Raw genomic sequence first — 13,235 nt, 5'->3', positions numbered from 1 at the left:
TAGGTGAGGGAGAATAGGAGCCTTATGAAATACGTTGACCTGTTTTCCGGCTGCGGGGGGCTGTCCCTGGGCATCGAGCGAGCTGGCGGCCAGCTGGTGCTCGCTGTCGAGAAGTCTGACATGGCTGCCCGTACCTTCTGTCACAACCTCATCAGGGATGCTTCGGATGCCGTGCAGTGGGAGCGGTACGTTGCGTCCGACGAAAGCAACCAGATAGCGTCGAGGCTTCTAGTGCGTGAGCTCGGCGTCCTGCTCGACAATACTGCCGCGATGGAGGAGATCCGCTCAAACGGCCTGGACCTCGTAGTCGGTGGACCCCCGTGCCAGGGTTTTTCCCTCGCCGGTCGGCGTAATCCTTCTGATATCCGCAACGAGCTTCCGTGGCAATACCTGAAGTTCGTTGAAGCAACTGGCCCACGAGCGGTGGTCATTGAAAACGTGGTCGGGATGGATAGGAGCTTCGCGCGTGGAGAGGAATCCTCCTTCCGCCAGTTGCAGCAAGCCCTCGCCGAGACGGGCGAAGGATATGTCGTCCAGGGTGTGCACGTCAACGCCGTTCACTACGGTGCTCCACAGCACCGGCCGCGGCTGATGATCATCGCCCTTAGGGCGGACGTCGCGGCCGAGCACGGAGTGACTACGACAGGCGAAACCTGGCGTTCCACTTTCATCGACCAGATCGAAGGTGACATTCCGGCTTTGGCGCCACGTCCGACCAAGTTGATGGCTGAGATGGAGTCCGTGGGCCATGCTGTGGGTGATCTTACGACGAGGGGAGCTGCCGACACCGACGCTCATTCTGCTGCCTACGTGCGGTCGCTTTCGAAAGATTTTTGGCCCGGGCGCGCCGCGGCGGCTTCAGAGATCCGGAACCACGTTCGTCGCAGGCACGGCGAGCGCACGACGCAACGGTTCCGTTTCTACCAGTACCTTTCACAGAACGGCCTCGACCAACGACTTCTGAGTCACGCCGCGCGGCTCCCGGAGGATGATTCTAAGCTTCTATTGAAGCATCGACTTTTGCACGCGCCAGTGCCTGCCATAGCTCCGGACGGTGTCTGTCTTGCCGATTCTCTGGACGAACTCGTCGAAGTAGCACACGGGTTGGCGACCAAGAAACACTCCCAAAAGGTACTGCGTTGGGGGGAGCCTGCCAGAACTGTGGTTACTCTCCCCGATGACTACGTACATCCGATCGAACCGAGAATTTTTACTGTTCGTGAGATGGCAAGATTTCAGGGATTTCCCGACCACTTCGAATTTCTGGGCAAGGAAACCACCGGCTCAGACCGGCGCCGCTTCGAGGTTCCGCAATACTCGCAGGTCGGGAATGCAGTCTCACCCTGGCTAGCCCTCGCAGTGGGAAGAAAGATGAGATCCCTCTTGTCGGTCTGATCGGGCGGGCAGCAATAGCCCGTCCCTGCACGTTTCGCTCCGAGCTCCCACAACGGGGCGTAGGGTAGGGCGGCTACGGCACCGTCCAGGAGCCGGACCGGTAAAATATGTCAATGGCGGACTTCATGACCTCGGGGCAGCGCAGTGCCCATATGGCTAAGATCCGGTCCAAGAACACCAAGCCGGAGTTGCTGCTCCGGCGTGCTCTGCATGCGATGGGATACAGGTATCGCATTCACGACCGTGCTTTACCGGGGAAGCCCGACTTGGTCTTCGCCGGCCGTAGAAAAGTCATCTTTGTCAATGGATGCTTCTGGCATGGGCACAGCTGCCCCGTAGGCAGCCGTCTGCCCAAGACGAACACGGAGTTTTGGGCGGACAAACGGCGCCGCAACCAGGAGCGAGATTCCGCTCAGAGGTTGAGGCTGACGGAATTGGGCTGGACATATCTCGATGTTTGGGAGTGCGAAGTGTCCGCAAAGACAAATTTCGTTGTTGACGTTAGAGAGTTCCTTGATCACTGAGCCAGATCCGACGTGGACTGAAACGGGGAATTCGGGTTAATCGACGTAGTCAAGCAGAAGTTGTGACCGTGTGGGGTGCCGCAGCTTGGCCATGGTCTTGGATTCGATCTGGCGGATCCGCTCGCGCGTGACGCCGTAGACCTTGCCGATTTCGTCCAGCGTCCTCGGCTGGCTCCCCGTCAGTCCGAATCGCAGCGCAACAATGCCGGCTTCGCGCTCGGAAAGTGTGTCCAGCACCGCGTGGAGCCTTTCTTGCAGCAGGGTGAAGTTCACAGCATCGGGAACCACGGCTTCGGAGTCCTCGATCAGGTGCCCCAGAGGCTGCAGTTGGCCGGTCCCGTCGGGGACCTCCACGTCAAGCGAGAAGGGCTCGCGGCCGTACTTCTGGACCTCGACGACTTTCTCTGGGGTCATGTCGAGTTCGAGGGCCAGTTCCTCAGGGGTGGGTTGCCGGCCGAGGTCCTGGAGCATCTGGCGCTGCACGCGGGCCAGCTTGTTGATGACTTCCACCATGTGCACCGGGATGCGGATGGTGCGGGCCTGGTCGGCCATGGCGCGGGTGATGGCCTGGCGGATCCACCAGGTGGCGTAGGTGGAGAACTTGAAGCCCTTGGTGTAGTCGAACTTCTCCACCGCGCGGATCAGGCCCAGGTTGCCTTCCTGGATGAGGTCCAGGAAGAGCATGCCGCGGCCGGTGTAGTGCTTGGCCAGCGAGACGACGAGGCGAAGGTTGGCCTCGAGCAGGTGGTTCTTGGAGCGTTTGCCGTCGTGGATGACGAATTCGAGTTCGCGCTTGAGCTTCGGATCCATGGACCCGTCGTCGGCGGCGATCTTTTCCTCGGCGAACAGGCCGGCCTCGATCCGCAGGGCGAGGTCGACTTCCTGCTCGGCGTTCAGGAGGGCGACCTTGCCGATCTGCTTCAGGTAGTCCTTGACGGGGTCGGCGGTGGCGCCGGCGGACATGACCTGCTGGACGGGTGCGTCGTCGTCGGCGTCGGAGTAGACGAAGCCGGAGCCGGTGGCCGTCGCCGTCTTGCCGGCGGTCTCTCCGCCTTCTGCTTCGTCGGTGAGTTCGGCGGCATCAGGTGTGATGTCGTAGAGGTCTTCGTCGACGTCACCGTCAGGCTCATCGGATGATTGGCCGGCGGCCTCCGCCGCGGCTTTGGCGCCGGGCTTGGGCCCGCGCTTCTTGGGCTCATGGTTGGCGACGGTGTCGCCGCCCTTTTGGGATGCGGCCCTTTTGGCTGCGCGCGTGGCGGCGCGCTTAGCGCTGGTCGCCGCCTTCCTCTCCTCAGGGGACATTTCGGAGCCCGGGCCGGTGCTGGGGCCAATCGGGCTGCCTTCCCATTCGCCACTCGTGTTGGCGCGGTCCGGGTTGCTGGGACCTGCTGCCGCAGTCGGGTCTTCACCTTTGGCTGAACCATTTCCCTCTGGCCGGTCGTCGGTCCTGACCGCGGGCATAAATGGGAGGTTGAGAAGCTTCTCTAGGGAGCCCGCATCGGTTCCAACGTCTACGTGGTTTACTCGCTGCGCATGGGGGAGGAGGAGATGAAGGAACTGGTCACCAGCGAGATGGGGGTCCTCGACCGTCCCCTTGGCGTAAACGACGAAGAGGTGTGCGTGGCGGGTTCCGGGCTTTCTCGGGATCAGGCGTTCGAGTAGCCGCACCACTTGCTTGGGAGTGCCGCTCGCTGGCCAAACAATTCCCAGCTTCGCGGGAGCTGGGTCAGCACCTTCCACCGTCGGGGCGGAGACAAAAGCGTTCAGAGTCGCGAGTGCCTGACTTTTGGTCTTCGTCCCGGTCAGAAGTGAGAGGCGAGAGGACCTGAAATTCATGTATTTTCGGGCCAGGACTGTAACCGGTCTTAATTCGGATTCCCCGGCGAGTGCGGCCACTTGGACGATGAACTCTTGAAAAGGACGCTCTGGGACATTCGCGTATTGCTCGAGGTAGCGCGCGGCCTCGTTCATGTCTTCCGAGAGCTCGCGGTACTTCCGTAGTTCTCCGGGTGCAAGGTCTACGCCCAGAAGGGTAACTTCGAATGGGGCAATGGGGCCGTCCTTCAACGCCCGGTCGCACCGGAGCGAATATGCGATGCGGCCGAAGAACTGGTCCGCATACTCCTGATTTGCGGAGTACGGCTCGTCGCAGAGATCCGTCAGCCCCAGACGCCAATCGCAATCATTTTCAGGTTCCGCTGCCATCCACGCCGGGACAACCCAAAGGTCGCATTCGTCGACGATGACCAATCCCGCCTTGTGGCTCCTGACGTTCTGTTCGAGGTCAGTTAACGTAGCGGAGGCCACAAGCACGTCGACGTTGGCGGCCGACCCGAGGCTGTCGGTTCCGGGGGCGCCGGTCCGGACGGTGGGAAGGTGCAGCTTGAGCTCCTCAAGCCACTGAGTTTGAAGCTGCGACCTAGGAACGAGAATAAGGACTCTAACGCCTTGGCGAAGGGCTTCCACCGTGGCGAGTAATCCAAGTCCGATCTTCCCGACGCCAGTAAGTGTTTCTACCATTCCACGACGCCCATTCTTGCGCCATGCGTCGAGGGCGTCTGCTTGCCAGGGATGGACGGCGGGGTATTTCAGTGGATCAATAACCGCGGGCACAATCAGTTGGAGAGGTTCCACGTTGGACGTCGTTGTCGGATTCAGCGGCCCAGGGATTGTCCGCTTCGTCTCCTCAGGAATTGCTTGATGGAGTGCCGGACTGACATGTGCAAGTTGAGCGCCGCCGGCCACTGCTGGCGTTGGTGCGTAGTCCTGTTCCTCCGTGGCAATTTCAGGGAGGTCATGAGTCAGGACGGCGTCGGAAGAGCCGGAATGCGCGGGAACGGGCGCACCCACTTTGGCGATAACGAACGATGGCGTCTCCGAGCCCGCCTGCCGCGTCTGGCCAAGCGCTACCTGCCCTAGCTGGTCACCTGCACCTGTTCGCCTATGCGGTATGAGCCGGGACACGACCCTACTTATGAAATTTTGCCCCATTGCGTCCCCAGATTTTCCCTTATGCTGTGCTTTCTCATGAGCCTAGCTGGCAAAAGCGACATTTTGGCACACCGGTCTAGGAGTGCCTGAAGTGTCACGCCACTCTCAGGGGCTTAAGTGAACTACAGGATGATCTCAGCGGCCCATGAAGTCCGACGAGGCGCCTTCTCCGGCGGAAAGTCTGGCCTCGCGACACTGGAAAAGAGGTCTCGGCGGGCACAACCTGATTTGTAAGTGAGAGCACTAACGAGAACTTGTAGGAACACGATTAGATTAGGACCGATTCACCACATTGCGGCTCAAAGCAGAAAGAGTGAAACCAATGACCACAGGCAATGACGTACGAACATTCATTCCCCTTGCATACGCACTGCTGCGGAACGTTCTCCTGTGACCGCTTGGCTAATCTTAGCGGCGGGTGAGAACCGTGTTCATGGCGGAAATGGAGGTTACGACGACCTTCCGGCGGAACACTACTCTTGGGACTCGACGGTTCCTCGACACAAATTGCTGAAAGCCGGGGACTTGGTAGTCCTGTGGAACAAGTCAGTCCTACTGGGAGCCTCGAAGATCGAGTCAATCCACGAAGAGGAGGTCGTTAACGTCTATTTCCACTGCCCAAACTGCCGCGGTCAGACTTTTAAAGCGCGGTCCACAAAATCCCCCAAGTGGCGTTGCAATACATGTTTTCATCAATTTGACGAGCCAGAGCAGACGACTAAAGAGGTGACGGCCTACCGGTCCAATCATGCCGGAAACTGGCTTGACCTTCGGGGACTCTTGCTTGGGAGCGTCCTACGGTCTGTCTGTAAGAACCCCAAAGAACAGCTGAGTCTTCGTTATCTGAACTGGGACGCATTCGTTGAAGCGTTGGATGAAGTTTCCCTAGGCAGTGGCGTTCGTCAGCTGGCCGACACCGGAACGGGACTTGTGTTGCCCGGCGGGTTTGTTCAAGCGACGATCAGGGCTCGCGTCGGTCAAGCGGCTTTTCGAGCAAAGTTGTTGGAAATGTACGGCGAGAACTGTGCAATGTCTGGTCCAAGCTTTCACGCGGGCCTTGAGGCCGCCCATCTCGTTCAATATGCCGAACATGGCTTGCATGACTTCAACTCGGGCCTGCTCCTGCGGCGGGATCTCCATGCACTATTCGACAGAAAACTGTTGTCCGTAAATCCCAGCACATGGCGCGTGGAAGTGTCTCCGCACCTCCTGCACGTACCGGCCTATGTCGAACTTGCCGGAGTAGAGCTAAAGGTACCGAAAAAGCCCAAGATCGCGGGCATTTTGGCTCTGCATCACGCTGAGTTCGGCGCTAACGCTTCGTTGTGAATTTCGCTTCCTCTCCGAAGGTGTGAGCATCAGGGGAGATCGCAGCGGACCAACTGTGTGGAAACTTTCAGATTCGAGGGCTCGCCCGCGAGCCTTTGCATTACGGCTGGCACGCTGCAATAGGATCGCCACATGCCAGAGGGGCAAAAAGAATCAGAGGCACGACGCGCCGTCGGCGGCGAATATCTTGGCCCCAGGAATGTGATGACGTTCCCCGCCGCTGAGGGCTCGTTTCGGAGCTTAGCGCCGACAGCCCTGACGGTGGAGGACTACCAGCAGTTCATCAGGCCAGATGAGCAGAAGTTTTACGATTGGTGCATCGACCTTCTGGAGGACTCCGGAGTCGTCGGTGAGTTGAAAAATGAACGGCTGTACTTGGATAGCGCACTCATTGGCCAGCTGGCCGCGGGAGGCGAATCCTATCATTTCGAGCTTTCACGAACCTCAGTCCACTACGCAATCGAGCCTCGAAGCCATCCACTAATTCGATTCTCGGGAGCCAGCGTCGAGACTGAAGGAAGAGACATTGAAGCCAGCGAGGTGGGCAAAGCGTTTGACTCGATACGGCGGCAGGCGATGCTGAATCGGATTTGGGCTTCGTGCACGAACCTGGGTAACAGTCCGGCCGTCGGGATAAGTAATTTCAGGCTAGGTGAAGGCCGCTCGCTGGCGTCGATGGAACTCGAAACGAGTCTCGGCGAGTGCACCGTCAGTGTCCGCAGGGGCATACACGCGGATGCCTTCCGATATTCGGTCTTCCACGCCGCGGGTTCCGCGGAGCTAAGGCCTCGAGTCGCGGATGCGATCCTTGCTGACGTCGCCGAGGATCTTGGGGCCTCGCCGGTTCCTGAATCTATTCTCGACCCCATGATCGAAGTCGCGGATCGGGCACGAAGCGATCAGGAGTGGCTGAGCTTGGCTGGGGGCCTTCGGGCGCGCCCGTTGGGTATGGCGCAGGTCTGCCCCCGATAGCCCGTTCACGAAGAATTCCCTGATCGGCCACTCCCGCCAGACGAAGGTGAAACTGTCGCCTTCGTCAGGCCGGGCGGATCGACCGGTGGCAAGTAAACAGATTTTCACCGCTGATGTCCGAACCGGTGATTCTGGATGCATTAGTGCCTCGAACGCCTGGCTTGAGGACTTCGGCACCATGCACTTCGGCCATATTCTTGCGGACCGCATGTCCCAGATACAGGTGAACCCATCCCGCTCGCTGTTCAAAATCAATCGGGTTGCCACGTAGTCGCCCCTCCATTGTGGGGAGGGCTAACATTGGTGGGTCACACAGATTCTGGGATACCGAAGCGTCGGCCGGAAAGCCTTACCTCTTGCGTGTCTTCTTCACGAAGGCTGCGACCTGACGGTAAGCCTTCTTCGCCTCCGGACTGTTGGCCGCGCGGTAGACCCTTTCGCCAATCTCGGCGAGCTTCCGGGCCTTCTCCTGCACGACAGGGTCGGTGGCTACATCATGCACTTTGGCGGCAGCTTGTTTCGCCGTCGTGCCGCCGGCCTTGATCGCGTCTGCCACTTTGTCGGCTGTTCCTGCCACCGTTATCTCCATACTTCGTTTGGTTTGTCCCCGAGATTAGCACCGCGTGAGATCGGGCTCGGGGAACTGAGCTAACTGGTGGAATGGTTGCTCATGCGTGCATCCCCCGAAGAACTTCTCGCTGAAAACTTTCTTTGGCCTTGAATGGGCGAGAGATGACATTGCTCGGCAACACAGATTCTCGGGGACCCCGAAGTGCCGCCCTGCCAGGGCCGGCGTGTGTGAAGATGTTGGGATGACCGATAACGACCGTGAACTCTCCCTATACGTCGAGGGCAGAAATGCCTTAGTGGCGGGCGACCCGACAGCAATTGCCGAGCTGTTCCGCAAGCTTGACGTCAAAGAAGAGGCCCGCGCGAACCTAGGTTCAGGGGTAGCGGATCTGCTTGCCGGCCTGACTGGGGCAGCTGCGCTTGCCATGTCGGCTAATGTCCCGGGCAACTCCTTCCACATGACTCCCGAATCCTACGCGCGATTTTTGGAACTCGTCGGGTCCACCGAGGAAAAGCTCGGGATCGTCAGCGGTGTGCTACGCCAGTCCGATGGCAGGATCGACACCATTATCGAACTGGTGAGCTCCTCACCGGTCAACCCGGCCGCTGCCGCGAACGTGCAGATCATGGCCGCAACTCTGGCGATCCGCGTGGCCCTCAAGGAACTCGATACCCTCGTGCAGGCTGTTGACGCGAAACTGGACACAATCGTCCGGGACAACCGTGATGAAGCCCTTGGGAACGTGCAGGGCACAACACATGTCCTGGACAAGGCGTTTGGGTATTTCGAGGAGACCGGCCGCCTCAACGATGCCCTTTGGGACCAAGTGTCGGGTCAGGCGGCCGCACTTGCCCAGGCGCACGCCGTCGCCCTCAACCACCTCGACACCATTGCAGACGGGCTGGCCGTCAAGAATTTCAGCAAGCGGGTGAGTCGCGCCGAGGCGGCAGCCAAAGGCGAATTGAAACACTGGCTGGTCATCGCGGCCGTGGCCCTCACCAATATGGTTCGCATGGACTCCCTGGAGGCCGTCCGCAGCTCGCATGACGGATCGGATTCTACTGCCCACGCCCGTCACATCGCCAAGTCGCGGGAGCGGCGATTGGCAAGCACCACGGCAGCAATCCAAAACCTCTCCGACGCCGTGTCCGCGGCTGTGGATGTTGACGCGTTGACTCGCATCACGAACCCCTTGGAAATGGGCAGGCTTTACACCTCCGCCGAGGAGTTGCAGCGGTTGCTGCGGATCTTCAGCTCAAACTTTGGCATGCCCGAAGCCAGCGCCGTCAAGCGCACCCAGTGGCACGAATCGGTGATGCGTCTGGGTCAGAAGGCGACCGGGGCAGTGGCGGGTGCCGCTGTTGCCGTTGCCGAGGGGGTGGCTTCAGTTCCCAAGGCGATCGGCGGAACAGTCGAAGACACAATCCTGCACGTAGCTCAAGGAATAGAGGAGCGTCGTCGGGTGCCGGCAGAGACCACAGATAAGGAAATCGAATCTGGGGTCATCGGAGATGCAGCGCCCACTCGGTAGCCGCGTCGTTCCCGTGCTTCCTTACTGCCCGCCCAGAGCCGTGTGAAACGGATGGGCGCCATAACCCACCAAAGGCAGGGCGGCCGAAAGAGCCGCCCTGCCTTTGGTGGGTTAGAAGTGCCCGCAGCCTACATAATCCCCGTCGGCACCAGCAGCACCCAGGCCAGGGCGGGAGCCACCAGGACCACGCCCCCGGCGTACATCATGAGCTGGCGGTAGACACGCTGGCGGTCGTTGTCGCGGGCGTTGGCCACCACCAGGGCGCCGTCGGTGGAGAAGGGGGAAACGTCCACCACGGTGGCCGCGATCGCCAGGGCCGCCACCGTGCCGGAGGCGCTCAACGAGCTGTTGGCCAGCAGCGGGCCGGCCATCGGGATGAACGCGGTGAGCAGCGCCGTCGACGATGCGAAGGCGGAGCCGACGCCGATCACGTAGCAGAGCACCAGGGCGATCAGCAGCGGCGCCCCCAGGGCCAGGGCCATCTCGGCGAGGGTGTCGATGACGCCCACGTGCTGGAGCAGGGAGACGTAGGTGATCATGCCGGCCACCAGCAGCACGGTGGACCAGGACACGCCCCCGATGAACGTCTTGTGTTCCTTGATGTTGACGAACGCCAGCAGCAGGCCGGCGGAGAGGGCCACGAAGCCGATCGGCATGTGGAAGCCCAAGGTGCACACCAGGATCGCGGCGATCAAGAACAGGGTGAAGATCTGCTGGCCCCCGGGGCGGCCGGTGCGGGCCGTGTCCAGGCCGGTGTACTCGTTGCCGTGCTTGTCGCGCAGCTTGCCCAGCAGGGCGAACAGCACGATGGTCAGGGCGGAGAGGATGAAGTTCAGGGCGAAGCTGGCCAGGAAGAGCCCGCCCTGCGAGATGGGGAAGCCGTTCTTCAGTGCGATGTCGTGCACCAGCACACCGGCGACGGACAGCGGGGAGAAGCCGCCGGCGTGGGCTCCGTTGATGACGAAGGCGCCCATCAGGACCGGGTGGATGCGCGACTCGTAGGCCAGGCCCAGGGCCGCCGGGGCCAGCAGCGCGACCGCCGCCGGGGAGAAGGTGCCCAGCGCCGTCAGCGCCGCCGCCAGCAGGAAGAACACCCAGGGGAGCAGCATGGTCTTGCCGCGGACCAGCCGCACGCAGGTCTGGACGATGATGTCGATGGACCCGTTCCGCTGGGCCATGCTGAAGAAGTAGGTCACGCCAATGATCGTCAGGACGATGCTGGCCGGGAAGTCCGCCAGGATTTCCTTGTCGCTCATGCCCAGGATGAAGTAGCCGACGCCGAAGGACGCCACCAGCCCCATGACGCCGATGTTCAGCGGCCATTTTGTGGCGACGACGAACATCACCACAAGGATGACGAGCGGAATGATCTGGGTGGCGGTCATGGTCGGCTCCGATTCAGAGGCGGCCGCGGGGTTTAGGAGGACACCTCCAAACAGGAGGGCCGCCAGACCCAGCATAGTAAGGGCGGCTACCGTCACCAGCAGGATACGGCGGCGGCGGTCGGGTCGACGGGAGGGCTCGACGCGCGTGCCGCCGGGGGCGGCCTGTACGGCGGTCTCTTGTGTGGGCTGTTCTGCAGTCTTTTCTGCGATGTTAGTCATGATGCTGTCTCCTCATTGAGTAGCGCTGGCAAAGGCGGCGTCGACGGCGGTGCCGAGGGCCTCGGGAAGGTGGATGGTGGTGGTGGCGATGGTGCGGGCGGTGCGGTCGACGCCGACCAGCAGCGACCCGTCCCGTTCCTCGATCCAGGTTTCGATGACCCCGGCCGGGGTCCGCAGCCGCAGGGTGGGGCCGGTGGTGCCGCCGGTGATGTCGCCCAGCAGTGTGCCCGGGGTGCGGGCCGCGAGGGTCAGGGCGATGCTGCCGGTGATGGCCAGGGCCGGGTGCGGCTTGCCCATTGACAGCATGACGACGGCGACGTCGCTGCCGGCGTCCGACGGCGCCGGCGCGGCGACGACGGCGACCTTGGGGACGGCGCGGGCGGCTTCGCCGGGAGTCGCTGCCAGCCCCATCCGTACCGCTGCCTGGCGCCGGATGTGCTCCAGGGTGTCAAGCTGCAGTTCCAGCCCGGCGGGCCAGCTGCCGTAGCGCTCGGGGTCCAGGCCCAGGTCCTCGGCGCGCAGCATGACGACGGGAGCTCCGGCGTCGACCATGGAAACGGTCCAGCGCGTCCCCCCGGCGACGATGGTATCGGTCGCCGATCCGGTGGGAAGCAACCGGCCGGTGGTCTTGCCGGCCGGGTCCAGGAAGCCGAGCCCCACCCGGTAGCCCGGGAACGGGACGCCGGGCATCTGGGCCTGCGGGACGATCGGCAAGGCGCCGGCCGGCGTCGAGACCCGCTGGATGATGACCTGGCCGGTGTTGGTGTTGCGGGTGACGATCCGGGTGACGTCGCCGGTGGGGACCACCCAGCCCTTTTCGATGGCGTACAGGCCCACCACTGCCGAGCAGTTGCCGCAGTTGCTGCCCCAGTCCACGGCGGCCTCTTCGATGCCCACCTGGGCGAAGGTGAATTCGACGTCGAAGCCGGCATCGGCCGGGCGGTGGAGGATCATCGCCTTGCTGGTGGTGGAGGTGGCGCCGCCCACCCCGTCGATCTGCCGGTGGTCGGGGCTGCCGAACAGCCGGGGCAGCAGGACGTCCGGGCTGGTCCCGGTTTCCCCCAGCTGGCCGGTTTCGAAAACCCAGCATTTGCTGGTGCCTCCGCGCATCCACTCCGCTTCGATCTTCATGGTCTGTTCCTTGCATCGGTTCTGCCCCGAGGTGTTCGAGGGCTTGATTCGAGCTTGATCCAGATCACAAATGAAGACAAGGTGGGATTTCTGCACGGGAATGTAGCGATGCTTCATTCACTGCCTGCAAAGCCCACGCAAGCCCTTATCCGGAGGTGCCGCCGTCGGAAATTGCTCACTTCACCCCGCGAACGGGAGGGTGACTGTATAGAATTAACGGAATCAACAGATGGGCGAAGCGATGCTTAACGATCATGACCAGGAATTGTTCGACATCCGGCGCCTCGCCCTGCTGGTGGAGGTGGTGGAGCAGGGATCCATCACCGCCGCGGCCGAGCTGATGATGTACACGCCCTCCGCCGTCTCGCAGCAGCTGCGCAAACTCGAGCAGGAAGTGGGGCAGCCGCTGCTGAACCGGCGCTCCCGCGGGGTGGTGCCCACGGAGGCAGGCCAGGTGCTGGCCGGCCACGCGCGCAAAGTCATCGGACAGATGCGCGCCGCCCAGTCCGACCTGGACCAGATCGCCGGCCTCAAGCGCGGCTCGCTGACCGTCGGGACGTTCCCCACGCTGGCCGGGTCCTTCCTGCCGGTGGTCATCCGGGCCTTCAAGAAGCGGTACCCGGCCATCGGCCTATCCGTCCGCAGTGCGCGCTTCGATGACCTGGTGAGCGACCTGCAGTCCGGAGTGACCGGGCTGTGCCTGCTCTGGGACTACCCCTGGAACCGCTTTCACGACGATTCCATCCGGATCACGGAGGTGTTCCAGGAGAGCACGGTGCTGCTGGTGTCCCGCAGCCATCCGCTGGCCGACCGCGAGGAGATTCGGATGGAGGAGCTCCGCAAAGAGTCGTGGATTGTGCGGGCCGAGGCGCACCCCGTCGTCGAGGTGCTGCAGCGCTCTGCCCATGAGGCCGGGTTCGAGCCGACCATCGGTTTCCTGGCCAATGACTACCAGGAAGCGCAGGCGATGGTGAGCGTTGGAATGGGCGTGGCCATGGTGCCGAAGACGGCCGTGGCCCTGCAGCACCCGGACGTCCGCGTCATCAGTCTCGGCTCCGCCGCGCCCCTGCGGCGGGTGCTCCTGGCCCAGCGCCAGGACAAGGTCTACGCCCCGGCCGAGGTCGCCTTCCATTCCACGCTGCTCGAAATCGCCCGCGAACGGGCCGGGGACTACTTGTAACGGCGGC

At 62.1% G+C, this 13,235-nt stretch carries 11 protein-coding genes and 1 pseudogene; 7 read left to right on the top strand and 5 right to left on the bottom strand.

All coding sequences use genetic code 11. From position 1 onward, the window contains the following. Positions 1-24: 24 nt before the first annotated feature. Both AC6EUH_RS14120 and AC6EUH_RS14115 read left to right on the top strand, forming a co-directional pair. Positions 25-1,395: a DNA cytosine methyltransferase gene (locus AC6EUH_RS14120; protein ID WP_499739027.1), complete on the top strand. Its 1,371-nt coding sequence runs from the start codon at positions 25-27 to the stop codon at positions 1,393-1,395. 107 nt (positions 1,396-1,502) lie between these two features. Continuing rightward, the gene (locus AC6EUH_RS14115) at positions 1,503-1,919 is read left to right on the top strand and encodes a very short patch repair endonuclease (protein ID WP_499739026.1); all 417 of its coding nucleotides are present in this window, start codon (positions 1,503-1,505) and stop codon (positions 1,917-1,919) included. Between the two features lie 36 nt (positions 1,920-1,955). Here AC6EUH_RS14115 and AC6EUH_RS14110 read toward each other — a convergent pair whose 3' ends face one another. Then, entirely contained in the window at positions 1,956-3,221 is a 1,266-nt protein-coding gene (locus tag AC6EUH_RS14110) for an RNA polymerase sigma factor (RefSeq protein WP_499739100.1), read from the bottom strand. A 213-nt stretch (positions 3,222-3,434) separates the two neighbouring features. Here AC6EUH_RS14110 and AC6EUH_RS14105 point away from each other — a divergent pair, with 213 nt between their 5' ends. Further along, entirely contained in the window at positions 3,435-3,581 is a 147-nt protein-coding gene (locus AC6EUH_RS14105; RefSeq protein WP_499739103.1) for a hypothetical protein, read from the top strand. Positions 3,582-4,154: 573 nt separating this feature from the next. On the opposite strand, the pseudogene AC6EUH_RS14100 reads toward AC6EUH_RS14105, so the two are convergent. Then, positions 4,155-4,910: pseudogene (locus tag AC6EUH_RS14100) on the bottom strand (DEAD/DEAH box helicase family protein); the annotation flags it as partial. Between the two features lie 390 nt (positions 4,911-5,300). Between AC6EUH_RS14100 and AC6EUH_RS14095 the strand changes: the two are divergent. Beyond that, positions 5,301-6,239, top strand: coding sequence for an HNH endonuclease (locus tag AC6EUH_RS14095; protein WP_499739025.1), 939 nt, complete (start codon positions 5,301-5,303; stop codon positions 6,237-6,239). A gap of 132 nt (positions 6,240-6,371) precedes the next feature. Next, entirely contained in the window at positions 6,372-7,211 is an 840-nt protein-coding gene (locus AC6EUH_RS14090; protein ID WP_499739024.1) for a hypothetical protein, read from the top strand. A 349-nt stretch (positions 7,212-7,560) separates the two neighbouring features. On the opposite strand, the gene AC6EUH_RS14085 is transcribed toward AC6EUH_RS14090, so the two are convergent. Beyond that, positions 7,561-7,788 carry a hypothetical protein gene (locus tag AC6EUH_RS14085; RefSeq protein WP_499739023.1) on the bottom strand — a complete coding sequence of 76 codons (228 nt, stop codon included), beginning with the start codon at positions 7,786-7,788 and terminating at the stop codon, positions 7,561-7,563. Positions 7,789-8,023: 235 nt separating this feature from the next. On the opposite strand from AC6EUH_RS14085, the gene AC6EUH_RS14080 reads away from it, so the two are divergent. Then, a complete protein-coding gene (locus AC6EUH_RS14080) occupies positions 8,024-9,313 on the top strand; it encodes a hypothetical protein (RefSeq protein WP_499739022.1) in 1,290 nt (429 codons plus the stop codon). Positions 9,314-9,441: 128 nt separating this feature from the next. Here the strand turns inward: AC6EUH_RS14080 and AC6EUH_RS14075 are convergent, their stop codons facing one another. Continuing rightward, on the bottom strand, positions 9,442-10,917 hold the full coding sequence (locus tag AC6EUH_RS14075) for an SLC13 family permease (RefSeq protein ID WP_499739021.1): 1,476 nt from the start codon (positions 10,915-10,917) through the stop codon (positions 9,442-9,444). Between the two features lie 12 nt (positions 10,918-10,929). After that, positions 10,930-12,048 carry a PrpF domain-containing protein gene (locus AC6EUH_RS14070; RefSeq protein WP_499739020.1) on the bottom strand — a complete coding sequence of 373 codons (1,119 nt, stop codon included), beginning with the start codon at positions 12,046-12,048 and terminating at the stop codon, positions 10,930-10,932. A 241-nt stretch (positions 12,049-12,289) separates the two neighbouring features. Here AC6EUH_RS14070 and AC6EUH_RS14065 point away from each other — a divergent pair, with 241 nt between their 5' ends. Continuing rightward, positions 12,290-13,228: a LysR family transcriptional regulator gene (locus tag AC6EUH_RS14065; protein WP_499739019.1), complete on the top strand. Its 939-nt coding sequence runs from the start codon at positions 12,290-12,292 to the stop codon at positions 13,226-13,228. Positions 13,229-13,235 lie beyond the last annotated feature (7 nt).

The sequence above is a fragment of the Arthrobacter sp. 001422645 genome (assembly GCF_059816125.1).
This window is presented reverse-complemented; position numbering and strand designations above follow the sequence as displayed.